Source organism: Kribbella sp. DT2, from assembly GCF_049844575.1.
Classification (GTDB): domain Bacteria; phylum Actinomycetota; class Actinomycetes; order Propionibacteriales; family Kribbellaceae; genus Kribbella.
In genome coordinates this window covers 1,248,283-1,270,580 of record NZ_JBNCLH010000001.1, presented here as the reverse complement: position 1 = coordinate 1,270,580, position 22,298 = coordinate 1,248,283, and the positions used below count along the sequence as shown (strand labels likewise).

Below are 22,298 nucleotides of genomic sequence, written 5' to 3'. Positions count from 1 at the left end.
CCGGGGTGACCGCCCACGCCGGGGGCCGAGCGGCGCGCGGTATTCCGCTGGATAATTTATGAACGCTCGCTTTCTATATAGGATGGGCGAGTGGCAGGCAAGGGGTCGGACATGGGCAAGGGAACGGTCGGCGGCGGCGGTACGACGATGCTGCGGCGGATCAACGTCGCCGCGGTGCTGGACGCTGTCCGGCGCTCGGCACCCGCACCGCTGCGCGTGGCGGAGCTGGTCGAGCGGACCGGTCTGGCCAGACCGACCGTCGCGCAGGCGGTCGACGAACTGCTGGACGCGGGCTGGCTGCAGCAGCACGGGCCGGACTCGGCGGACCGCTCGCTGGGGCGGCCGGCGATCCGGGTGTCGCTGCGAGGTCGCGCGGCGCCGGTGCTCGGCCTCGACGTCGGACCGCACCGGGTCACCGTCGGCGTCTCCGACCTGGCCGGCCGCAAGCTCTCCCTCGTACGACGGTCAGGACCGGGCTGGACGGCCCAGGAGCTGCTCGGCGTGATCAGCGAGGTGATCACCGAGGCGCTGGCCGAGGCGGAGGTCCCGGCCGAGGACATCGCGGCCGCTGTCGCCGCGAGCCCGGGCATCGTGGACGAGCACACCGGGCGGGTCCAGCTGGTCCCGTCCGTGCCGGGCTGGTCCTCGATCGACCTGGTCAAGCACGTGCGCTCTTTGCTCGACTGCCCGGTCATGCTCGACAACGACGCCAACCTGGCCGCCCTGGCGATCGCCGCGGCCCGCGGCGGTACCGGCACGCTGCTCGCCGTCCAGTGGGGTGAGCGGCTCGGCGCCGGCATCGTGATCGACGGCCGGCTGCACCGCGGGACAGGCGCGGCCGGTGAGATCGGCTTCATCGCCACCGCACCGGACGACGTGATCAACCCCGAGGACAGCCGCGGGCCGCTGGAGCGTGCGGTCGGCTCCGAGGCGATCGCGGCCCTCGGCCGGCAGGCTGTGCTCGACAATCCGGAGTCCCGCCTGGCCGAGCTCGGCCGCGAGCAGCTCGACACGGCAGACGTGTTCGCCGCGGCCGCTGAGCGCGACCCGGTGGCCCAGGCCGTCGTGCAGCAGGTCGCCCGCGACTTCGCCCGGGCGCTGGCTCCCGCCGTACTGGTGCTCGACCCCACTGCCGTGGTCATCGGTGGCGGTGTCGCCCGGGCCGGTGCGGTCCTCCTGGACGCCATCTCCGACCAGCTGCGCCTGCTCACCCTCAACCACCCGAAGCTGGAGCTGTCCGCCCTGGCCGAGGACGCGGTCGTCACCGGTGCCATGCGGATGGCGCTGGACGAGGTCTGGCAGCGCAAGCTCCCCACCCCGGCGCTGACCACTACTGCATAAGCGGTCCTCACGCCGTTGTGATGCGGCAGTGGGATGATCACTGCGTGTCAGGGCAGCAAGCCGTCCCGAAGTGGCGGCAGCGGGCGGCGGTGTGGGTCGGGCGAGTGGTCGTCATGGCCGCCGTCTGGTCGTTCGTCGCGGTGCCCTTGCACCTGGCCGCGCCCGAGGTGGTCAAGCACGTCGAAGCGGTGATCGACTTCGCCGGGATCCCGGCCGGGCACACGTTCCTGTCGGCGGTGTACCTCGCGGTGGTCGGCAGCGCGTTGCTGCGCGGCAAGCGGGCCGCGCTGCTGTGGGTGCTGTGGGTGTTCGAGGGCCTGACGCTGATCACCTCGATCGCCGCGCTCGGCTTCATCAGCGTGCAGATCGCGAACCCGAACGATCCCGACCTGATCGCGGAGTTCGGGCGGGCGTCGTACGAGGATCTCGAGCTCGGTATCGCGCGGGTCGTCGTACCGGTGCTGATGATCGTGCTGCTGTGGAAGATCCGGGACAGCTTCCCCGCGCGGCTCGCGCCGGGCAGCCGGCGGCTGGCGATCGGTGCGATGGTCGCCGGCCTGCTGATCTCGATCGCGGTCAGCATCACGCTGACCCAGCTCTTCCCGCACTCCCTGCAGGGCCAGAAGGAGAAGATCGGCTGGGCCGTCTTCGCCGCGTTCGGGCAGAGCCGGGCCCGGATGGGGTCGGGGCACGAGGGCCACACCTGGGTCGGGCTGACCGTCGGCTTCCTGTCCGCGGCGACACTGGTGATCGCGTTCTGGATCTTCCTCCGTTCGGTCCGCCGGGTCCGTTACCTGAGCCAGCCCGAGGAGCTCGAGGTCCGCCGCCTCCTCCTCCAGTACGGCGAACGCGACAGCCTCGGCTACTTCGCGACCCGCCGCGACAAGGCCGTCGTCTTCTCCCCCGACCGCGACGCCGCGATCGCGTACCGTGTGGTCAACGGCGTCAGCCTGGCCAGCGGCGACCCGCTCGGCGACCCGGCGGCCTGGCCGGCCGCGATCAAGACCTGGCTGACCGAGACGCAGTCGTACGGCTGGTCCCCCGCAGTACTGTCGGCCGGTGAAGAGGCTGCCCACGCGTACGTCGACGCCGGGCTGCGGGCGCTCGCGATGGGCGACGAGGCGATCATCGACGTCGCCGACTTCACCCTCGAGGGCCGGACGATGCGGCCGGTCCGGCAGGCCGTCACTCGCGCCCAGCGGGCCGGGTACCACGCGCAGGTCGTCCGGCACGGCGACCTTCCCGCCGAGGACCTCGCGCGGTACGTCGAACTGGCCGAACGGTGGCGCGGGGCAAGAACCGAGCGCGGGTTCTCGATGGCGCTCGGCAGGCTCGGCGACGCCGCCGACGCGCGCTGCGTGATGGTCGTCGCGCGGGACGCCGAAGGCGCCGTCCGGGGGTTGCTGTCGTTCGCGCCGTGGGGTGTGCGCGGGGTGTCGCTCGACCTGATGCGCCGCGATCCCGACTCGGTGAACGGGCTGATGGAGTTCATGGTGGCCGCGCTGGTCGACGCCTGCGGCGACCTCGGCGTGCACCGGATCTCGCTGAACTTCGCGATGTTCCGGGAGATCTTCAGCGACGCCGAACGCGTCGGTGCGGGACCGGTCCTGCGGCTGACCAACGCGTTACTGACCGCTGCATCGCGCTTCTGGCAGCTGGAGAGCCTGTACCAGTCCAACGAGAAGTACCTGCCCCGCTGGTCGCCCCGGCTGATCTGCTACTCGCGCGGCGCCTCGCTCGCGCAGGTCCTGCTCGCGGCCGGGACTGCCGAAGGGTTCCTGCCCGCACCCAGGCCGTGGACCCGCGTCGACGCGTCGACCAGCACGGACCGGCACGCGATCACCGTCGGCGACAGCGGCGAGTTCGCGGACACCGTGCGGGAGCTGGAGAACGAGCTGCTCCGGCCCGCGCTGCCGGACCGCAAGCTCACCGAGCAGGAGCACGTACGGCGTACCAAGCTCGCCGAAATGGTTGCCGCAGGCATCGACCCCTACCCGGTCACCGTGCCGCGAACCGAAACCCTGGAACGGATCCGTGCGCTGCACCAGAACCTTCCCGCTGATCACCGCACCGGCCACGAGGTCTCGGTCACCGGCCGCGTCGTCCGGCTGCGCAACCACGGCGGCCTGGCGTTCGCCGAGCTGCAGGACGGCCTGGCGCAGCTGCAGGTGATGATCACCGACGACCTGAAGTCCTGGAACCGATGGGTCGACATCGGCGACCACGTCAGCGTCACCGGCGAGGTCGTGACGAGCCGCCGCGGCGAGCTGTCCGTCGCCGCGACCGGGTGGACGATGGCGGCCAAGTGCCTGCACCCGTTGCCCGACAAGCGCAAGGGGTTCACCGATCCTGAAGCGCGCGTCAGGCAGCGGCACCTCGACCTGGTGATGAACCCGGAGTCGCTGCGGATGCTGCGGCACCGCAGTACCGCCGTACGGGCTTTGCGGCAGGGATTAGAGACGCGGGGCTTCACCGAGGTCGAGACGCCGATGCTGCAGGCCGTGCACGGTGGCGCGAACGCGCGGCCGTTCGTCACGCACATCAACGCCTACGACACCGAGCTGTTCCTGCGGATCGCGCCGGAGCTGTTCCTGAAGCGGCTCGGGGTCGGTGGGCTGGGCAAGATCTTCGAGCTGAACCGCAACTTCCGCAACGAAGGCGCGGACGCGACGCACAACCCGGAGTTCACGTCGGTCGAGGCCTACCAGCCGTACGCCGACTACCACGTGATGCGCGAGCTGACCCGCGAGCTGCTGCTGGAGACCGCGACGGCGGTGTTCGGCAAGCCCGTCGTCCAGCGCGACGGCGAGGAGCTCGACATCTCCGGCGACTGGCCGGTCGTCACTGTGCACGAAGCGGTCAGCCGGGCGACGGGGGTCGACCTGGATGCCGGTACGCCGGTCGCGCGGCTGCGTTCGCTGTGCGCCGAGCACGGCGTACGGGCAGGCTTCGAGCTGTCCGCCGGCGAGCTCGTCCTCGAGCTGTACGACGAACTGGTCGAACCGCACACCACGCTGCCGACCTTCTACACCGACTTCCCACTCGAGACGTCGCCGCTGACCCGCGCGCACCGGACCGACCCGCGGCTGGCCGAGCGCTGGGACCTGGTCGCCTTCGGCGCCGAGATCGGTACGGCGTACTCGGAGCTCGTGGACCCGGTCGAGCAGCGCCGCCGGCTCACCGAGCAGTCGCTGAAGGCCGCCGCCGGCGACCCCGAGGCGATGTCGCTGGACGAGGACTTCCTGGCCGCGCTGGAGTACGCGCTGCCGCCGACCGGCGGGCTCGGGCTGGGCGTCGACCGGATCGTGATGATGCTGACCGGGCAGAACATCCGGGCCACGCTGGCGTTCCCGTTCGTGCGCCCGGCACCGCGAAGCTGAGTCCGGGTCGCGGCAGACTCGGATCGCCCCTACGCTTTTGGCTACAAGGGGTTCTAGGGGCCTGGGGGCGGGACGATGAACAAGCTGGTCTCTGTGGTGCTCGGGGTGGCACTGCTCGGTACGGCGGCAGCGTGCGGGGACAGTTCGGCGCCGGACGCCGATCCGAGTCCGTCGGCGGTGACGACGACACCGACGCCCAGCGCGCCGGCGCCTCCGCCGCCGCCACCGTCGAAACCGGCGGGGCCGCTCACCGGTGCGCAGTACCAGGCGAACCTGGCGAAGCTCGACCAGCAGATCGCGACCGATCTGCGCGGGCTGACCGGCGCGAAGTCGGCGGACAACCTCGCCGACGCGATGGACGCGCTGGCCGAGTCGCTGAACTCGACCGCCGCCGAGCTGGCCCTGCTCAAGGTCCAGCCGAACATCGCGGCCGCGCACAAGACGCTGCAGACCCGGCTCCGCGCGGCGGCCTCGTCGCTGACCGGTCCGCAGTCCGACGACGTCGACACGAACGCGAAGTGCGGCGGCGTCGTCTACACCTCGCAGAACGTGCAACGAAAGCTCAGGACCGACCTGACCGGGGCGATCGCCCCGCTCGGGCGCTTCGGTCTGAAGTTCGGTACGACGCTGCCGAACCTCGGGCCTGAGCCGGCCGAACAGCGCCCGTCGAACGGCGACGTCCTGCTCCGCTCCGGCGCGCGCGGCTCGGGCCGCCTGCAGGTGACGAACGGGACGACCGAGGACGTCGCGATCGCGATCGTCACCGACGGCAAGCCGCCGAGCAAGCCGCACCTGCTGGTCTACGTGCAGGCCAAGAAGACCGCGACGATCAGCCGGATCGGCGGCAAGTACCACGTCTACTTCAAGAGCGGCACCGACTGGAACCCCAAGCGCCGCCAGTTCAGCGCCGGTTGCAGCTTCTCCAAGTTCGACGAGGGCTTCGGCCGCAACGAGGGCTGGAAGATCGACCTCCAGCCCACCGTCCTCGGCAACGCCTCAACCAGCGACGTGGACGCGTTCTAGGCGAGTGACCGTAGGTCAGCTCACGCTGACCTACAGGTCGTCGGGCAACAAGCGGAAGGCGACGTGCGGAGTGAGCGGACGGATCGCCCGGAAGTCGCGCCGAGCGAGCGTCAGCACACTGTCGGTCCGGTACTCCACCGCCAGCGCGACCGTCACCGCGTCCGCGAGGTCCAGGTCGAGGTCCTCGTACCGGCGCATGACCGCTGCCGCGGTGTCGAGAATCTCGGCTCCGACCTCCGGTACCTGGAAACGCAGACGCCGAACCTGGTCCATCAGCAGACCGAGGATCGCTGTCCGGGCCGTCGACCCGAGCCGAGCACGAGCCAAGTGGTCCACCTCGGCGAGCACCAGCGGCGACAGAATCACCGTGCCGGCTTCCTGCAGCACGTTCCGGCAGTCGTCGGCCTCGGCCGCGTTGCGGTCGAACGCTGCGATGATCCCCGAGGTGTCGGCGACAACGATCACCGGTCGTCGGTACGACGGACGACCGCGGCCCGCACCTCTTCCTTGTCGGCCACCCAGCCCGGACCGTCGAAGGTCGGCCAGTCGAGCGGCTCGTCCCAGACCCGGTTCGCCATCGCGGCGAGGTGGATCCCCTCCCGGATGATCTCGGCCTCAGGTACGCCGCGTCGCTCGGCGGCCTGCGTGATCAGGGCAAGATCCTCCGGATCGGCGTACACGTTGGTCCGCTTCATCGACATGTACCAACGTGTACACACGTACCGGTACACCTCACGCGAGTGACTGCAGGCCGATCACCGCGAGGAGCTTGAGTTTTTCGGCGGCTTCGGAGTTGGGTGGGGCGGTGTAGACGACGATGCGCAGGTCGCTGCCGGGGACGGTGAGGACGTCGCAGTCGAGCACGATCGGGCCGAGGTCGGGGTGCTCGATGGTTTTGTGGTCGGAGCCGTGGAAGGCGATCTGGTGGTCGTCCCAGGCGGTGGCGAACTCCTCGCTGACGGCGCGCAGGTCGGTGACCAGCGAATGCAGGTCGGGGTCCTTGGGGTAGCGGGTGACGGCGGCGCGCAGGTCGGTGATCATCGCGATCTTGAACCGCTCGGCCTGCTCGGGGGTCTGCCGGACCCGGCCGTAGCCCTCCGGGAAGTCCTGGTCGCCGGCGAAGCGGCGCCAGACGATGTTGCGCTGCCGGCCGCGCAGGCCGGACGGGTCGCCGAGCATCGCCGCCCACAGATGGTTCCAGCTGATCATCGTCCAGGAGGCGTCGGCCACGCTCAGCGGAGCGCCGTCGAGCTGGTCCACCAGGCGCTGGACACCGGGCGGGATGTACGTCGAGATCCGCCCCGGCGCGGGTGGCGCCTGGCCGGCCAGCACGAACAGGTGGTCACGCTCCGCGTCGTCCAGCCGGAGCGCGCGGGCGAGCGCGATCAGGACCTGCGGCGACGGCGAGGAGGACCGCCCCTGCTCCAGCCGTACGACGTAGTCGACCGACAGCCCGGCGAGCAGCGCGAGCTCCTCGCGCCGCAGCCCGGGCGCCCGTCGTACGCCGTTCGCGGGCAGGCCGGCCTCGGCCGGGCTCACCCGGTCGCGCCAGGCGTGCAGGGTCTTGCCGAGTTCGGACACGTCTTCAGTATCGCGGGCCCGGGCCTGAACAGCCTGGTACTGCCGTTCCCCAGGCTGTTCGGGGTACTGCCTGTCCTGCCTGGGACACGGCAGAGTCGACGGCATGACCATCACACTCATCACCGGGGCCAACAAGAGCCTCGGGTTCCAGACCGCCCGTGAACTCGTTGCCCTCGGCCACACCGTGTACGTCGGGGCGCGCGACCTCGAGAAGGGCCGCAAGGCCGCCGGCGAGCTCGGCGCGCGGACCGTGCGGATCGACGTCACCGACCCCTCGTCGATCCGTGCGGCGGCTGAGCAGATCGAGGCCGAGGAGGGCCGGCTCGACGTGCTCGTCAACAACGCGGGCATCCCCGGGCACGTGAACGCCGCCGGGATCCCGGGCCATCCGTCGACCGCGACGGAGGTGACAGCGGAGACGCTCCGGACGGTGTTCGAGACCAACGTCTTCGGCGCCGCGCAGGTGCTGCACGCGTTCCTGCCACTGCTGACGAAGAGTGAGCACGCGGTGGTGGTGAACGTCAGCAGCGGGCTCGGCTCGATCGCCGGGGTGCCGTTCGACGGCGAGTCGCCGGTGCAGTCCTGGATCCCGGTCCCGGGCTACGCCGCGTCGAAGGCCGCGCTCAACATGCTCACCGCACAGTTCGCCTACCTGCTGCCGGACTTCCGGATCAACACCGTCGACCCGGGCTTCACCGCCACCGACTTCAACGGCCACCGCGGTACCCAGACGGTCGAGGAAGGCGCCGCGATCATCGTCCAGGCGGCGACGGTCGCCAAGGACGGCCCGACGGGTCAGTACCTGAGCATCCACGGCCCGGTGGCCTGGTAGCCCGTACGACGTACTACGGCACCAGTGCGTCGAGCCAGCCGAACAGCTGGTCGACCAGGCCCGGGTCCGGGTGGTCGTCGGTGACCGGCGGCGTCGGCGGCGTACCGGTCGGGCTCGGTGTCGGGCTCTCCGGCGGAGGCGGAGGAGTCGGGGAGGCCGTCCGCTCGGTGGGGGTCGGCGTCGCGTGCGGCGTGGCCGTCACTGTCGCCCCCGGCCGGCGTACCCGCTCCTCGGCCGGCCCCGGCGTCGCGGGCGCACCCGGCGTCGGGCGTCCCGCCTCACCCCCGCGACCGTCCAGCTGGACGTCGCCCCAACCGTCCCCGTGCGACTCCGACGAGAGCGGCGGGGTCGGGGTCACCACCGGCCGCGGGGCTCCCTCGACGTACGGGTAGTTCTTGTCGACCGGGCCGACGATCGGCAGGCCGGCCACCGGCGTGACCGTGTCGGGGTCACCTGTGCCGGGCAGCGGCAGCAGGCCCACGACAGCCAGGGCGGCGTACAGGCCGATGGGCAGGGCGATGCAGGCGGCGGTACGGCGGACCCTCTTGCTCCTCAGCGGGGTCCGGCGCGGTGCTGCCTGTTCTTCCTCAGAGAACAGACTCACAGTTCCGGCACAGTAGCGGGTATTCACATGTTTCAAACAGGTCTTGGAACGATATTCACCGCAAACTGCAACCCGTCGCGACACTGAGCAACCGCGTGGTGACCAGTCAGCACTCGATCACGTTGACGGCGAGGCCGCCTCGTGAGGTCTCCTTGTACTTGACCTTCATGTCCGCGCCCGTCTCGCGCATCGTCTTGATCACCTTGTCCAGCGTGACCACGTGCACGCCGTCGCCGTGCATCGCCATCCGGGCGGCGTTGATCGCCTTCACCGCCGCCATCGCGTTCCGCTCGATGCACGGGATCTGGACCAGCCCGCCGACCGGGTCGCAGGTCAGGCCGAGGTTGTGCTCCATCGCGATCTCCGCCGCGTTCTCGACCTGCTCCGGGGTCCCGCCGAGCACCTCGCACAGCCCGGCCGCGGCCATCGAGCAGGCCGACCCGACCTCGCCCTGGCAGCCGACCTCGGCGCCGGAGATCGACGCGTTCTCCTTGTAGAGCACGCCGATCGCGGCGGCCGCCAGCAGGAACCGTACGACTCCGTCCTCGGTCGCGCCCGGCACGAACCGGCGGTAGTAGTGCAGCACGGCGGGAATGATGCCCGCGGCACCGTTCGTCGGCGCGGTGACGATCCGGCCGCCGGAGGCGTTCTGCTCGTTCACGGCGAGCGCGAACAGGTTCACCCAGTCCATCACCTTGAGCGGGTCGACCGACCACTTGTCGCCGCTCAGCTTCTGGTGCAGACCGTGCGCCCGCCGCGGCACCTTCAGGCCACCCGGCAGCACCCCCTCGGTCTCGCAGCCTTCGTCGACGCAGTCCTGCATCACCTGCCAGATGTGCAGCAGGCCTTCGCGGATCTCGGGCTCGGTCCGCCAGGCGAGCTCGTTGGCGAGCATCACCTCGCTGATCGGCAGCCCCGACTCGCGGCAGCGGTCGAGCAGCTCGGCGCCGGACAGGAACGGGTACTTCAGCGGCGTCCGGTCCGGCACGATCCGGTCGCCGGCCGCCGCGTCCTCGTCGACGACGAAGCCGCCACCGACCGAGTAGTACGTACGCTCCCGCAGTACGGCGCCGTCGGCGTCGCGGGCCACGAAGGTCATCCCGTTCGGGTGGTACGGCAGCGCCTTACGGCGGTGCATCACCAGCTGCGAGCCCTCGTCGAACGCGATCTCGTGCTCGCCACCGAGCCGCAGGGTCTTCGCCGCGCGGATCGCCGAGACCCGGTCCTCGACCGAGCGGGTGTCGATGGTCTCGGGAGCCTCGCCCTCGAGACCGAGCATCACCGCCTTGTTGCTGCCGTGCCCGTGCCCGGTCGCGCCGAGCGAGCCGAACAGCTGCGACTCGACGGCCGTCGTCCGGGTGAGCAGGCCGTCGGCGGCGAGGCCGGCGGCGAAGGTCCGGGCCGCGCGCATCGGTCCCACGGTGTGGGAGCTCGACGGGCCGATCCCGATACTGAACAGGTCGAAAACGCTGATCGCCATCTGGAGGTTCCTTCCGGTCGACGTTGACCGATCGGTGTGCCTCCCCGCTCTGTTGGGCGTGCTGCCTTCCAGAGGTGCCTCGCCCGTGCGGTGAGGGTGCCTGAGAGATTCTTGGGGAGAGTTGCTCCTACGGCGCCCGGGTCGGGCCCGGGTCTCTCCCGCACGGGTTCATGCGGCGCGTGCTGCTGACGACCGCGACGGTACGACGCGCTCGCACCGCGCGTCAATCCGCCTGTTCCCGTGCGCTCATTCCACCGAGGGAGCTGCTTCCCTCGCGCGGGGGATCCCTTTCGGGCACCGGACCCGGAAGCTGAGGACATGAGGACCTTGCGGTGGGCACCGCACGCCGCGATCGGCTGGGCGACGGCGTACGGGCTGGTGCGGTTGTGGTTCGCGACCGGGCACGCACCGGCCTGGGAGCTGCCCGGCAACGACCTGCTCATCCCCCGCTGGCCGTCGCTCGCCTTCTGCGCGCTGAGCGCCGTCCTGGTCGTCCTGCCGGTGTCACGGCCGACCATCGCACTCACCTGGGCTGCCGCGGCCGGCTGGGTCGCCGTGTGCGGCTTCGCCCTGCTCGACGTCGTCGCCGCCGTGCTGCCGGGCCTCGGCATCCCCTTCGACCCGATCGGAATGCTCAGCCGGCTGGGCGGACTCGCCGGCGCGGCCCTGCTCGCGGCGACCGCCCTGGCCAGGCAGCGGCGGCTCGACCCGTCCTGCCTGCGCTGCAGCGGGCTCCCGACAGTCGCGTCCACACCCAGGTGGGCCGTCGCCGGAGCCCTCGTTGCCGTAGCGGGCTGTCTCATTCGCCTCGGAGCCCAGGCCGTCGTCGGCTTCGCCAGTACGCCGTACGGCGGTCGCCTGGCGGTGATCCTGTTCGAGACCGGCTTCGTGCTCGCCGGGACCGTCCTCCCGCTCCTGCTGGTGACGCGCGCCGGACGGCTGTTCCCGCGCTGGATGCTGCTGCTCCCCGGCGGCGGGCTCGGGGCCGGGATCACGGCGTACTTCGGGGTCGGGCTGCTCCAGATGACCGTCGCGGCCGCGCGGCACGAGCCGGTCTTCGGGGAGATCGATCTGCCCGAAGCCTTCTTCTGGGTCGCCGTCCCGGCCTACCTGGTCTGGGGCATGGGTCTGCTCGCGGCGACGTACGGCTACTACCTCCGCACGCGCCCACCCTGCCTTGGCTGCGGCCGGTGAGTCAGCCGAGGCGGTTGGTGCGGGCTGCCCAGAGCTCGAAGAACCAGGTGAACAGCGGCGGGATGCTCGCGGCCAGCGCAAGCAGGGTCGTCGTCCACGTCCAGCGCAGCGGCTTGCGGACGACGGCGACCGTCAGCACGTACGCGACGAAGATGCCGCCGTGGATCGGGCCGAAGATCTGGACACCGATCTCGTTGTCCGACAGGACGTACTTGAACAGCATCCCGATCAGCAGCCCGGTCCACGAGATCGCCTCGGCGATCGCCACCACCCGGAACCAGCGCGCCTGCTTCGAACCAGCCGGCACGTCCACGGCTGCAAGAGTCTCGGTCATCAGACCAGTGACCCTAACAAGTCGGCCCAACCCACTCCCGGGATGCCTCCGGGTCCTCACCGGATGCCGGTCAGGGTCCTCGCCGCCAAGGATCGACGGTGTTCCCTACGACAACAGGAGATCCCGTGTTCCGACGAACCACCTGGGGGGTGGTCCTCATCGCCGCGACGGCGATGGTCGCCCCACCGGCGACGGCTTCGGCCGAGCAAACCGCCCCCAAGCCCCAGCCCTCGATCGCCTGGGCGGACTGCAAGCCCGAGCCCGGCGACACCCCCGAGGAGATCGCCCTCCTCCCCGGCTCGGGGTGCGGAACGCTGACCGTGCCGATCGACTGGAACAAGCCAGGCGACGGTACCTTCGAACTCGCGGTCGCGCGGCGCAAGGCCGGCTCCTCGTCCGGCCCGGCCGGCGGCCGCGGCGTGGACCAGCGGGTCGGCGTACTGGTGTTCGGCCCTGGCGGACCCGGCGACTCCGGTGTCGACCGCATTCGCACCGGCATGAGCCGGTTCAGCCAGCAGCTCGAGGACCGCTTCGACATCGTCAGCTTCGACCCACGTGGTGTGGCCCGCAGCAACGCCGTGATGTGCTCGGCCGCACTGCTCGCCCGCCAACCGTCGCCGATCCTCGAGAACCACAGCGACTTCGACGCCACCATCAAGTACAACCACGAGCTCGCCACCGACTGCCGCAAGAACACCGGCCCGGTCTACGACCACCTCGACACCCTGCAGACCGTGCGCGACGTCGACGCGATCCGCGCCGCCCTGGGCGAGCAACGAATCTCCTTCCACGGCAGCTCGTACGGCACCTTGCTCGGCCAGCAGTACGCCCAGCGCTACCCGCAGCGGACCCGCGCGCTCGTGCTGGAGAGCGTCTTCGACCACAGCTCCGCGACGACCGGCGAGTTCCTCGACGCGCAGGCCTGGGCGGGCCAGGACTCCTTCGACGAGTTCGTGAAGTGGTGCACGACGGCAACGACCTGCGCCCTGCACGGCCAGGACATCCACGCGTTGTGGGACCGGCTTCTCGCCCGCGCCGACCGCGGCGAGCTCCCGGATCCGCAGCACCCGTCGTCCCCGATCACGCCGTACCAGCTGAGCTTCGTGACGTTCCGGACCTTCTACGGACCGGACTGGGCCAAGCTCGCCGACCTGCTGGCCACGCTGGACAAGAGCCCGCCGCCGACCGAGCAGCCCCCGGTTCCGACCGGACTGACGAGCTTCGCGTTCGTGACGTTCTGCCGCGACTTCAGCCTGCCGGTCCGCAACTACGGCGAGTACGCCGAACACCTGCGACGGCTGGCGCGGGACAACGAGGACCTGCGCTACCCAGGCCAACTGCTCGCCGTGTCGACCTGCCTGGGTCTCCCGAAGGCGCCCAACCCGCAGCGCGATCCGAAGGCGTACGACCTGCGCACGCCGGCGCTGCTGATCAACAGCCTGCACGATCCCGCGACCGGCTACAACGGCGCCCGAAGCGTCGCCCGCCAGCTCGGCCGGGACGGCGTACTGGTCACGTACCGCGGTTGGGGGCACGGCAGCTACACCTCGAGTCCGTGCATGGAGGCAACGGTCGACGACTACTTGGTCGCGCTCGACGTACCGCGCCGTGGAACGAGCTGCGCGGCGGTCGACCCGACGAGCTAAACCGATTTACGAAGGATCACCCTCGGTCGACCGCTGGTTGACAGGGGGTGATCGGTCGTTCACCCGAAGGCTTTCCCTTGACCACCTCTCCCGAGGCAACCGTGACCGTCCGTTCCCTTGTGGTGATCGTCCGTAGCCTCAACGATCTCCTCACCGTGGCCCTGTGAGGCAAGGCCACCCAGAGGAACCGGATGTGACCATGTCCTTTGATTCCCCGCCCCGCCCCGAACGATTCCGTCCCCGGCAGTTCCGCAAGACCCTGGTCGGAGCCGCGCTGGCACTCGGACTCGGCGCCGCCGCCCTGGCGCCGATCCAGTCCGCCGGCAGCGCGCCGGTCCCCGAGCCGATCGACGGCGTGTACGACGTCCTCGGCACGAGCTGGGGTGTCTCCGCGTCCGACGCCAAGCTCCGGATGGACGCCGAGCACAGCAAGACCGCCGCGCTCGAGACCGTGCAGGCCCAACTGGCCAAGGCGTCCCGCGCCGCCAAGGCCGACCCCGGCCTGGACGGTGCGTTCTTCGACTCGGCCCGTCGCCTGGTCGTGAACGTGCACACCACCGCCGCCGCTGACGCCGCCAAGGCGAACGGCCTGACCCCGCGGAGCGTCACCCGCGGCGAGAAGGCGCTGACCGCGCTGCAGACGCGGGCCCAGGCGCTGATCGACAGGTCCGGCTCGACGCAGGTTCAGCAGATCGGCGCCGACCTGCCGACCGACACGCTGCGGATCATCCTGCAGCCTGGCAAGCAGTCCGCGAACACCGTTGCCCTGGTCAAGCAGTTGAAGGCGCTCCCGGGCGTTGCCGTGAGCACCGGCACCACCACCCTGGCGATGACCGCCGACGTGATCGGCGGCCAGATCATGGACCTGGTCCCGGGCACGAACTGCTCGCTCGGCTTCTCCGGTACGCGCAACGGCAGCGACAACGTGATGCTCAGCGCGGGCCACTGCGTCGAGGGCAACCCGCGCGTGCAGAACGCGTCCGGGGTACGGCTCGGGGTCGGCGTCGCCAGCCGCTTCCGGACCGGCCAGCCGAGTGTCGACATGGGCCTGATGGACATCGACGCGAACAACGTCGGCCGCGGCTACATCGACAACCGCAACGGCCAGACGACCCGGGTCACCGGCTCGTCGAAGGCTCCGGTCGGCTCGACGATCTGCAAGGCCGGCAACACGACCGGCTGGACCTGCGGCACGATCACGCAGTACAACCTGACCGTCAACTACGGCGGCGCGGGCGGCAGCGTCACCCGCACCAGCGGTCTGGCCCGCTCGACGGTCTGCACCGAGGGCGGCGACTCCGGCGGCGCCTACATCTCCGGCACCGTCGCGCAGGGCATGACGTCCGGCGGCCCGTCCGACGGCCACGACTGCGGCTTCAACCAGGGCGGCAACGCCACCGGCTCGTACTCGTTCTACCAGCCGGTCGTCGACGCCGCGAGCTACTACGGCGTCACGCTGACCCGCGGCTGACGGCTCGTGAACGGCTGAAGCCCCGACCTGATGCTTGGGTTCTAGAGGTCGTCGCAACACCTCAGTTCGAGGGGTGCGATGGGTTTCGAGGTTCGTAGGGGACGAGGAGTAGCTCAAGGTCCCAAGAAGTTGGTTCGTGAGCGGGCGGAATACTTTCGGCTCGTGGACCAGGGCTATAGCAACAGGGCAGCCTCACGGCGGGTCGGTGTCAACGAGCGAACCGGCCGTGAGTGGCGCAACGGGCGCCCTGCAGGTCGGGTGAAGAGGTCTCGGCCGGCGGCACGGAAGGTGCTGCTGGCCGAGGCCTCGTCGCGGTTTTTGAGTGAAGACGAACGGATCGTGATCGCCGACCGGCGCCGGGCGAGGGCATCGATCCGGGTTATTGCTGTCGAGTTGGGCCGGTCGGCCTCGACGGTCAGCCGCGAGATCAGACGAAACGCTCACCCGGGCAGTGGCGACTACCGTCCCCACGCGGCTCAGGCTCGCGCTGATGCCCGCCGGCCACGCCCCAAGGGCGGCAAGCTCGCGGCCAATCCTGAGTTACGTGCCGTCGTCCAGGGCTGGCTGGGGCTGGAATGGAGTCCGGAGCAGATCAGTCGTAGTCTGCGCCGGACCTACGCCGACTCCCCGGAGATGCAGGTGTCGCACGAAACGATCTACCAGGCCCTCTACGTCCAGGGCCGCGGCGAGCTGCGCCGAGAACTCACCGCCGCGTTGCGCACCGGCCGCACCTACCGCAAACCGCACAGGCGCCCTGACCAACGCCAGCCCCGGTTCACCACACCGATGATCATGATCAGCGACCGTCCAGCCGAGGTCGAGGATCGGGCTGTTCCCGGCCACTGGGAAGGCGACCTCATCATCGGCAAGGACGGTAGTTCCCAGATCGGCACCCTGGTGGAGCGCGCCACCCGCTACGTGCTGCTGGTCCACCTGCCCGGCAACCGCGACGCCGAGACCGTCCGCGACGCCCTCCTCGCAACCGCAGCCACCCTGCCCACCCACCTGAAACGCTCACTGACCTGGGACCAAGGCGCCGAAATGGCCCTGCACCACCAGTTCTCCCTGGCCGCCGATCTCCCGGTCTACTTCTGCGACCCGCACTCACCCTGGCAACGCGGCTCGAACGAGAACACCAACGGCCTGCTGCGGCAGTACTTCCCCAAAGGCACCGACCTGTCAGTCCACACCACCGACCACCTCGCTGCCATCGCCGCAAGACTCAACGGCAGACCACGCAAAACGCTCGACTGGGAAACCCCAGCCGAGCGTCTCGCTAAACTCCTGGCAACAGCCAGCTAATCACCTGTGTTGCAACGACCCCTTGAAACCGCCATGAGGGTCGGGGCTTCGGTCCGTTCAGTCGAGCACCCGCAGCAGGCGATCTCCCCGGTACATCCGGCCAGCCAGGCTCGACAGTTGCTCGCAGGCCGTCTCCAGCGCCTGCTTCTGACTCGCGCACCCGTCGACGTACCAGAACGGGTCGTCGGGCTGCGGGTCCTCCGCGTCGTCGATGTCGGCGTACCAGTGCCGGCCGCCCGCACATCCACAGCGCACAACACGCACGCGCAAATTCATCGTCGTACCCCCGTGCCTCACAACCCCTGGGTCCCCCCCGGGTCCCAAGTTCGGGGCCGTCCGGCCGGTGCGTGGCCGCGGCCCCCACCACCACGCACCGAGCCGAAAGCGACCCTCCCCCGCTGACTACATCGGAGCCGACCGCCCCGGCGTTACTACCTGTGACCAGATTATTTTAAGTGATTGATTGACTACTCACGGTCGCTGAGTCTTGACCCACTGCTCCACGCCGTCGGCGGTGATCGGGAGGGGCTCGGTGAGGATCTCGAGGCGGTCGGAGTGGACCACCACGTTGTCCTCGATCCGGATGCCGATCCCGCGCAGTTCGGGCGGGACGGTCTCGTCGTGGGGGTGGAAGTAGAGGCCGGGCTCGACGGCCAGGGCCATGCCGACCTCGAGGTCGGCGGCGAAGTACGTCTCGGGGCGGGCGGCGTCGCAGTCGTGCACGTCCAGGCCGATGAAGTGGCCGAGGCCGCAGACGACGTACCGGCGGTGCTGCTGACCGTCCGGGCCGAGCGCCTCGTCCAGCGAGACGTCGACGATGCCCCAGTCCCGCAGACCCTCGACGAGCACGCGCATCGCCTCGTACTGGAAGGCCCGGTACGGCGCACCAGGCGTGACCGCCGCGAGCGCGGCCAGCTGCGCCTTGTGCACCAGGTCGTACACCTGACGCTGCGCGGTCGTGAACTCACCCGTCGCCGGGAACGTCCGTGTCACGTCGGCCGTGTACAGCGTGCGGGTCTCGACCCCGGCGTCCAGCAGGATCACGTCGCCCTCGCGGACCGCGCCGTCGTTGCGGACCCAGTGCAGCACCGGCGCGTGATTGCCAGCGGCAACGATCGACGCGTAGCCGACGCCGTTGCCCGCCGTACGGGCTCGCCGGTCGAACGTGCCCTCCAGCCACCGCTCACCCCCGCCGCGGATCGCCTCCGGCAGCTCCCGGGCGACGTCGGCGAAACCCTGCACACTGGCCTCGACGGCCTCGCGCAGCTGGTCGAGCTCCCAGTCGTCCTTGATCCGGCGCAGCTCCGAGATCGACTGCCGCAGGATGTCGCCGTCGATCCGCGACGTCCGAACCAGCGCGTCCAGCATCGGCTCGACCCCGGGCACCGACAGCATTGCCGGCACAGCACCCCGTACGGCGGCCGGCAGCTCCTCGATCGGACGGCACGCGATCTGCAGCGCCTCCGACCAGTCCTTCAGCCCCGGCACCGGCCCGATCCACAGCTCGCCGTCCCGCGCGTTGGCGAAGTAGTCGGCCTCGTCCGGCCCGGCGGTCTCGCGCAGGTAGAGCGTCGCGTCACCGTCCGCCGAGATCACCAGGACGGCACCCTCGGCCTGGCAACCGGTCAGCCACACGAAGTCACTGTCGGCCCGGAAGCGGTAGTCGGTGTCGTTCGACCGGACCGGCGCCTGCCCCGCGCCGAGCGCGATCCGCCGTCCCGGCAACGCCGTACTGAGCTTGCGCCGGTGCTCCGCGGCGGCCTCGGCCAGCCCTTCCGGCAGTACGACGGACCGGTCGACCGGCCCCCAGTTCCGCGCGATCGCGTCCCGGAAACCCTTCGCGTCGATCGGCCGGTACGACTTGCGCTGTTCTTCGGTCCGGTCCTCGCCCATGCCCCTGCTCCCCTACGGCTGTCGGTAGACGTCGTCCGGCACATCCGTCACGAACATGTGCCCGGGGGCGTGCGTGATCGCGAACGGGGGCCGTGAAGCCATCAACGCAGCTTGGGGCGTCACTCCGCAAGCCCAAAAAACCGGCACATCGCCCGGTTGGGTCTCAACCGGTTCGCCGAAGTCCGGTTCTGCCAGGTCGCGGACACCGAGCGTGGCCGGTTCGCCGACGTGCACGGGCGCTCCGTGAACCTGCGGCATCCGCCCGGTCACCTGCACCGCGGTCGCCACCAGCCCGGCCGGGATCGGCCGCATCGACACCACCAGCGGCCCTTCGAGCCGCCCGGCCGGACGGCACCGGATCGACGTCCTGTACATCGACACGTTCCGCCCTTGCTCGAGGTTCCGGACCGGTACGCCGGCGTCGAGCAGGGCGGTCTCGAAGCTGAAGCTGCACCCGATCAGGAAGCTGACCAGGTCGTCGCGCCACAGCCCGGTGATCTCGCTCGGCTCGTCGACCAACTCACCGTCGCGCCAGACCCGGTACTGCGGCAGATCGGTGCGCAGGTCCGCCTCGGGCGCGAGCGTCGTACGGAACGATCCGGCGTCGGTGACGTCGAGCAGCGGGACCGGCTGCGGGTTGCGCTGGCCGAACAGCAGCATGTCGTAGGCCCAGTCGCGCGGCAGGATCACCAGGTTCGCCTGGGTGAAACCGGGGGCGTGACCGGTGGTCGGCGCGACGAGTCCGTCGCGGTACCGGGCTCGGGCTTCGGCGGGGGTGGCGGTCATCGGGGCTCCTTCGAGAGGACCCCCAGGTCACGGCCGAGCGCGAAAGGCGGCGAGCAGAGCCGCCTGGGAGTCGAGCAGGTAGGCGTTGAGCTCGTCGGCGGCGCGGGGGTACTCGCCGGCTTCGAGCAGTTCGAGCAGGGACCGGTTGCGCGCGATGTAGGGCTCGTGCAGCGCGCGCGGCGTGGCGATGACGTGGAAGAGCAGGCGCAGCTCGGCGAGCAGGCGGCCGGTGATCTCGTCCATCCGGGTGCTGCCGGCCAAGCCGACGAGGTGCCGGTGGAAGCGCATGTTCGCCGTACCGACGGAGATCCAGTCCTCGGCCAGGGCCGCGGCCTCGCTGGCCGCGACGTCCTCGCGGAGCGGCTCGAGCTGGTCGGGCTCCAGCCCGTCGAGCGTCCGTACGACGTCGCACTCGAGCACCCGCCGGAGCCGGTAGAGGTCGAGCAGGTCGTCCTCGGTGAGGTCAGGGACGAAGACGCCGCGGTGCATCCGGTGCACCAGCAGGCCCTCGTGGGTGAGCAGGCGAAAGGCCTCGCGCAGCGTGTTCCGGCTGACCTGGAGGGCTTCCTTGAGCAGTTCCTCGGACAGCTGGGTCCCGGGCCGGAGCACGCCTTCGGTGATCCGGCGGCGCAGGACGTCGGCGACGCGTTCGGCCGAACTGCTCCGGTCGAAGAGCGCGGCGTCGTCCGCGACGGCCCGGAGCCAGGACGTGTCGGTCCCGGGCTCAGCGGGCGGACGGCTCTCGCTGGAACTGGACACCCTCGCATCATCACCCACTCCGGGCCGGGAAGCGAAACTGCGTTGAACGAGAGTCTTGCAGGATTGTTGAACAATCTCTACCTTTGAGGTCACCAGAAGTGGATCCGCCGATCGCAGGGAGTCGTCATGATGCTGACCGTCGAGGAGCAGCGGACGACGCTGAGCCTGCCCGGCCGGACGACCCCGGTCGCCCGCGACTTCGTCGAGGCGGCCGGCTTCGAGGGCCTCGTCGACGACTTCACCGCCAAGCTCACCGGCCACGCGGGCGTCACCGAGGCCGCGGCCGCGATCCGGACCGCCGGCGCGACCCTGTGGACAACCGCCGTCGACCGCGCCCAGGGCCGCCTCACCTCCGGCACCATCGACCCGTACGACGACCGCCCGCTCTACTGGGCCCGGACGTCGATGAGCCGCGCGATCCGCGAGTGGGAGCCGTCGTTCCCGCTCACCAACCTGCAGCACCGGGCGATCCTGCGGCAGTTCGACTACGCCTCCCGCGGGATCGACGCCGTGTCCTTCCCCGACGACGGCGCCAAGCTCCTGGTCAGCGGCTTCGACACCTACAGCCTCGACGACAGCCTGCGACACTCCAACCCGTCCGGTGCCTCGGCGCTGCAGCTCGATGGGCGGACCGTGCGCACGCCGTACGGCGAAGTGACGATCCGGACCGTGATGCTCCCGGTGAACTGGACCGACTTCGACCAGGGCGTCGTCGAGGACGCCTTCGGCCCGTGGCTGGTCGGCCCCGAGGACCCGCGCCACCGCGGCGCGCTCGACGCGCTGATGACGATCAGCCAGACCCGCCGCGGGGCCATGCACATCGAGAAGTGGGCCGGCGGCTTCCGCGGCGGCACCCCCGACAACAACCGCGCGCTCAACTGGGGCCCGATCTCCGCCTCCGCGCTCTGGCCGCAGCCGCAGCCGTCGCCGCAGTTCATCGAGACCACGCTGCCGTACGACGCGATGATCGCGGCCGGCAGCGGCCCGTGGCCGGTCACGCTCAACCCGGGCATCACCGAGTGGCCGGCCGGCACCTTCCCCGACCCGGACGCCCTGCGCACCGCGCCCGACCCGTCGCCGGGCGCGCACGCGGCGAGCGCGCCGGGCAGCAACTACCTGTCGAACGAGTCGATGTACCGGACCAACCGGCTGCGGCTGGGGAGCGGCCACCCGACCATGCCGGGTGGGCACCTGCACATCTCGGCCCTGGAGTACCCCACGGATGCGAGTGCACTGACCAGCCCCGAGTTCGAGGCTGACCGCAAGGCTGTCGTGGACCAGACCGTCGCCCTCGTCGAGGCCGCCGGCAAGACCGTCCGGCCCTAGCGCCGTACCGGTCCCTTCTCTCAACACCCGCTTGCTGAGACCAGGAGACAACCATGGCCAACCCGCCGCTCAAGCCGCCGACCAAGCCGGGCTCACAACGCCCGGTCCGCCGCGTCGGCCGCCCCACCTCCGAGTCCACCGGCTCGATGAAGGCCAGCACCCGGTCGACCCTGATCGGGGCGATGTTCCTGATGGCCACCTCGGCCATCGGCCCGGGCTTCATCACCCAGACCACGACGTTCACGGTCCAGCTCGGGGCCGCGTTCGCCTTCGCCATCGCCGCGTCGATCCTGGTCGACATCGCCCTGCAGCTGAACGTCTGGCGGGTGATCGGCGTCTCCGGCCGCCGCGCCCAGGAGCTCGGCAACCTGGTCGCCCCCGGGCTCGGCTGGGCGATGGCCGCGCTGCTGTTCGTCGGCGGCCTGGTCTTCAACATCGGCAACGTCTCCGGCTCCGGGCTGGGCACCGACGCGATGTTCGGGCTGGACCCGAAGCTCGGCGGCGCGCTCTCCGCACTCGTTGCCATCGGCATCTTCTTGTCGAAGCGGGCCGGGCTGGCGATGGACCGGATCGTGTTCGTGCTCGGTGCGCTGATGATCGTGCTCACGACGTACATCGCGATCACCTCCGGCCCACCGGTCGGGGAGGCGCTGAAGAACGTCGTCCTGCCCGAGCAGGTCGAGTTCCTGGCGATCACCACCCTGATCGGCGGCACCATCGGCGGCTACATCGTGTACGCCGGGGCGCACCGCCTGCTCGACTCCGGCATCAGCGGCCCGGAGCACGTCCGGGACATCACCCGCGGGTCGGTGACCGGCATCCTGATCACCGGCGTGATGCGGATCGTGCTGTTCCTGGCGATCCTCGGCGTGGTGGCCGGCGGCACCAAGCTCGACCCGGCCAGCCCGGCCGCGTCGGCGTTCCAGCAGTCCGCCGGTGAGGTCGGGTTGCGGGTCTTCGGCATCGTGCTGTGGGCCGCGGCGATCACGAGCGTGATCGGTGCGTCGTACACGACGGTTTCGTTCATCACGTCGCGGACGAAGACCAGCGACCGGATGCGGACCGCGCTCGTGGTCGGGTTCATCGCGGTGACCACGATCATCTACCTGGTTGTCGGGACGGCGCCGACCACGCTGCTCGTGTTCGCGGGTGCGTTCAACGGCCTGCTGCTGCCCGTCGGGATCGGTGTGCTTCTCTGGGTGGCATGGCGACGCAAGGACCTGCTGCGCGGGTACCAGTACCCGCGCTGGCTGCTCCTGGTCGGCACGGCCGCGTGGGTGCTCACCATCTACCTGGCGGTGCGCTCGGTCCGCCCGGTCATCGATCTGTTCAGCTAGGAGGCTCCC

20 protein-coding genes and 1 riboswitch are annotated in these 22,298 nt (G+C 70.4%); of the genes, 10 read left to right on the top strand and 10 right to left on the bottom strand.

What is annotated here, in order from left to right:
- Window positions 1–90: 90 nt before the first annotated feature.
- The 3 genes from ACLQ2O_RS06070 to ACLQ2O_RS06060 all read left to right on the top strand — a co-directional run bounded on the left by ACLQ2O_RS06070 (window position 91) and on the right by ACLQ2O_RS06060 (window position 5,744).
- Window positions 91–1,341: an ROK family transcriptional regulator gene (locus ACLQ2O_RS06070; RefSeq protein ID WP_425828044.1), complete on the top strand. Its 1,251-nt coding sequence runs from the start codon at window positions 91–93 to the stop codon at window positions 1,339–1,341.
- Between the two features lie 44 nt (window positions 1,342–1,385).
- Window positions 1,386–4,721: a bifunctional lysylphosphatidylglycerol synthetase/lysine--tRNA ligase LysX gene (lysX, locus tag ACLQ2O_RS06065; protein WP_425828042.1), complete on the top strand. Its 3,336-nt coding sequence runs from the start codon at window positions 1,386–1,388 to the stop codon at window positions 4,719–4,721.
- Window positions 4,722–4,796: 75 nt separating this feature from the next.
- Entirely contained in the window at window positions 4,797–5,744 is a 948-nt protein-coding gene (locus tag ACLQ2O_RS06060) for a hypothetical protein (RefSeq protein ID WP_425828040.1), read from the top strand.
- Window positions 5,745–5,774: 30 nt separating this feature from the next.
- Here the strand turns inward: ACLQ2O_RS06060 and ACLQ2O_RS06055 are convergent, their stop codons facing one another.
- The 3 genes from ACLQ2O_RS06055 to ACLQ2O_RS06045 are packed head-to-tail and all read right to left on the bottom strand — an operon-like array spanning window position 5,775 to window position 7,325.
- On the bottom strand, window positions 5,775–6,209 hold the full coding sequence (locus ACLQ2O_RS06055) for a type II toxin-antitoxin system VapC family toxin (RefSeq protein WP_425828038.1): 435 nt from the start codon (window positions 6,207–6,209) through the stop codon (window positions 5,775–5,777).
- On the bottom strand, window positions 6,206–6,445 hold the full coding sequence (locus ACLQ2O_RS06050; RefSeq protein ID WP_425828036.1) for a CopG family transcriptional regulator: 240 nt from the start codon (window positions 6,443–6,445) through the stop codon (window positions 6,206–6,208). The genes ACLQ2O_RS06055 and ACLQ2O_RS06050 overlap by 4 nt, the downstream gene beginning before the upstream one ends.
- Before the next feature lie 31 nt (window positions 6,446–6,476).
- Window positions 6,477–7,325 carry a helix-turn-helix transcriptional regulator gene (locus ACLQ2O_RS06045; protein WP_425828034.1) on the bottom strand — a complete coding sequence of 283 codons (849 nt, stop codon included), beginning with the start codon at window positions 7,323–7,325 and terminating at the stop codon, window positions 6,477–6,479.
- 103 nt (window positions 7,326–7,428) lie between these two features.
- Between ACLQ2O_RS06045 and ACLQ2O_RS06040 the strand changes: the two genes are divergently transcribed.
- Window positions 7,429–8,157, top strand: a complete 729-nt coding sequence (locus tag ACLQ2O_RS06040; RefSeq protein ID WP_425828032.1) for an SDR family NAD(P)-dependent oxidoreductase — start codon at window positions 7,429–7,431, stop codon at window positions 8,155–8,157.
- A 13-nt stretch (window positions 8,158–8,170) separates the two neighbouring features.
- On the opposite strand, the gene ACLQ2O_RS06035 is transcribed toward ACLQ2O_RS06040, so the two are convergent.
- Together ACLQ2O_RS06035 and ACLQ2O_RS06030 are read right to left on the bottom strand one after the other, a co-directional pair.
- Complete coding sequence (locus tag ACLQ2O_RS06035; protein WP_425828030.1) at window positions 8,171–8,761, bottom strand: hypothetical protein; 591 nt, start codon at window positions 8,759–8,761, stop codon at window positions 8,171–8,173.
- 106 nt (window positions 8,762–8,867) lie between these two features.
- The gene (locus ACLQ2O_RS06030) at window positions 8,868–10,241 is read right to left on the bottom strand and encodes an L-serine ammonia-lyase (protein ID WP_425828028.1); all 1,374 of its coding nucleotides are present in this window, start codon (window positions 10,239–10,241) and stop codon (window positions 8,868–8,870) included.
- A gap of 78 nt (window positions 10,242–10,319) precedes the next feature.
- A riboswitch (glycine riboswitch) is annotated at window positions 10,320–10,412 on the bottom strand.
- 147 nt (window positions 10,413–10,559) lie between these two features.
- Here ACLQ2O_RS06030 and ACLQ2O_RS06025 point away from each other — a divergent pair.
- Window positions 10,560–11,435 carry a hypothetical protein gene (locus tag ACLQ2O_RS06025; protein ID WP_425828026.1) on the top strand — a complete coding sequence of 292 codons (876 nt, stop codon included), beginning with the start codon at window positions 10,560–10,562 and terminating at the stop codon, window positions 11,433–11,435.
- 1 nt (window position 11,436) lies between these two features.
- On the opposite strand, the gene ACLQ2O_RS06020 is transcribed toward ACLQ2O_RS06025, so the two are convergent.
- The gene (locus tag ACLQ2O_RS06020; RefSeq protein WP_425828024.1) at window positions 11,437–11,769 is read right to left on the bottom strand and encodes a DUF3817 domain-containing protein; all 333 of its coding nucleotides are present in this window, start codon (window positions 11,767–11,769) and stop codon (window positions 11,437–11,439) included.
- A 125-nt stretch (window positions 11,770–11,894) separates the two neighbouring features.
- On the opposite strand from ACLQ2O_RS06020, the gene ACLQ2O_RS06015 reads away from it, so the two are divergent.
- The 3 genes from ACLQ2O_RS06015 to ACLQ2O_RS06005 all read left to right on the top strand — a co-directional run bounded on the left by ACLQ2O_RS06015 (window position 11,895) and on the right by ACLQ2O_RS06005 (window position 16,188).
- Entirely contained in the window at window positions 11,895–13,415 is a 1,521-nt protein-coding gene (locus ACLQ2O_RS06015) for an alpha/beta hydrolase (RefSeq protein ID WP_425828022.1), read from the top strand.
- Between the two features lie 199 nt (window positions 13,416–13,614).
- Window positions 13,615–14,886 (top strand): S1 family peptidase, encoded by a 1,272-nt coding sequence (locus ACLQ2O_RS06010; protein WP_425828020.1) that lies wholly within the window; start codon window positions 13,615–13,617, stop codon window positions 14,884–14,886.
- A 78-nt stretch (window positions 14,887–14,964) separates the two neighbouring features.
- Window positions 14,965–16,188, top strand: a complete 1,224-nt coding sequence (locus tag ACLQ2O_RS06005) for an IS30 family transposase (RefSeq protein WP_425828018.1) — start codon at window positions 14,965–14,967, stop codon at window positions 16,186–16,188.
- Between the two features lie 57 nt (window positions 16,189–16,245).
- Here the strand turns inward: ACLQ2O_RS06005 and ACLQ2O_RS06000 are convergent, their stop codons facing one another.
- From ACLQ2O_RS06000 to ACLQ2O_RS05985, 4 genes are all read right to left on the bottom strand, one after another.
- The gene (locus tag ACLQ2O_RS06000) at window positions 16,246–16,452 is read right to left on the bottom strand and encodes a hypothetical protein (protein WP_425828016.1); all 207 of its coding nucleotides are present in this window, start codon (window positions 16,450–16,452) and stop codon (window positions 16,246–16,248) included.
- A 207-nt stretch (window positions 16,453–16,659) separates the two neighbouring features.
- Window positions 16,660–18,081 (bottom strand): aminopeptidase P family protein, encoded by a 1,422-nt coding sequence (locus ACLQ2O_RS05995; protein ID WP_425828014.1) that lies wholly within the window; start codon window positions 18,079–18,081, stop codon window positions 16,660–16,662.
- 12 nt (window positions 18,082–18,093) lie between these two features.
- A complete protein-coding gene (locus ACLQ2O_RS05990) occupies window positions 18,094–18,867 on the bottom strand; it encodes a putative hydro-lyase (RefSeq protein WP_425828012.1) in 774 nt (257 codons plus the stop codon).
- 27 nt (window positions 18,868–18,894) lie between these two features.
- Complete coding sequence (locus ACLQ2O_RS05985) at window positions 18,895–19,626, bottom strand: GntR family transcriptional regulator (protein ID WP_425828010.1); 732 nt, start codon at window positions 19,624–19,626, stop codon at window positions 18,895–18,897.
- Between the two features lie 126 nt (window positions 19,627–19,752).
- Here ACLQ2O_RS05985 and ACLQ2O_RS05980 point away from each other — a divergent pair, with 126 nt between their 5' ends.
- Window positions 19,753–20,952 (top strand): hypothetical protein, encoded by a 1,200-nt coding sequence (locus tag ACLQ2O_RS05980; protein WP_425828008.1) that lies wholly within the window; start codon window positions 19,753–19,755, stop codon window positions 20,950–20,952.
- A 53-nt stretch (window positions 20,953–21,005) separates the two neighbouring features.
- Window positions 21,006–22,289: an NRAMP family divalent metal transporter gene (locus tag ACLQ2O_RS05975; protein WP_425828006.1), complete on the top strand. Its 1,284-nt coding sequence runs from the start codon at window positions 21,006–21,008 to the stop codon at window positions 22,287–22,289.
- Window positions 22,290–22,298: the final 9 nt, after the last annotated feature.

Excerpts from the sequence above, each read along its gene's own strand:
- ACLQ2O_RS06060 (WP_425828040.1), top strand. The coding sequence starts at position 4,797 with ATGAACAAGCTGGTCTCTGTGGTGCTCGGGGTGGCACTGCTCGGTACG.
- ACLQ2O_RS06025 (WP_425828026.1), top strand. The coding sequence starts at position 10,560 with ATGAGGACCTTGCGGTGGGCACCGCACGCCGCGATCGGCTGGGCGACG.
- ACLQ2O_RS05990 (WP_425828012.1), bottom strand. The coding sequence starts at position 18,867 with ATGACCGCCACCCCCGCCGAAGCCCGAGCCCGGTACCGCGACGGACTC.
- ACLQ2O_RS06050 (WP_425828036.1), bottom strand. The coding sequence starts at position 6,445 with ATGTCGATGAAGCGGACCAACGTGTACGCCGATCCGGAGGATCTTGCC.
- ACLQ2O_RS05975 (WP_425828006.1), top strand. The coding sequence starts at position 21,006 with ATGGCCAACCCGCCGCTCAAGCCGCCGACCAAGCCGGGCTCACAACGC.
- ACLQ2O_RS06005 (WP_425828018.1), top strand. The coding sequence starts at position 14,965 with ATGGGTTTCGAGGTTCGTAGGGGACGAGGAGTAGCTCAAGGTCCCAAG.
- ACLQ2O_RS06040 (WP_425828032.1), top strand. The coding sequence starts at position 7,429 with ATGACCATCACACTCATCACCGGGGCCAACAAGAGCCTCGGGTTCCAG.
- ACLQ2O_RS06010 (WP_425828020.1), top strand. The coding sequence starts at position 13,615 with ATGTCCTTTGATTCCCCGCCCCGCCCCGAACGATTCCGTCCCCGGCAG.
- ACLQ2O_RS05995 (WP_425828014.1), bottom strand. The coding sequence starts at position 18,081 with ATGGGCGAGGACCGGACCGAAGAACAGCGCAAGTCGTACCGGCCGATC.
- ACLQ2O_RS05980 (WP_425828008.1), top strand. The coding sequence starts at position 19,753 with ATGATGCTGACCGTCGAGGAGCAGCGGACGACGCTGAGCCTGCCCGGC.
- ACLQ2O_RS06020 (WP_425828024.1), bottom strand. The coding sequence starts at position 11,769 with ATGACCGAGACTCTTGCAGCCGTGGACGTGCCGGCTGGTTCGAAGCAG.
- ACLQ2O_RS06030 (WP_425828028.1), bottom strand. The coding sequence starts at position 10,241 with ATGGCGATCAGCGTTTTCGACCTGTTCAGTATCGGGATCGGCCCGTCG.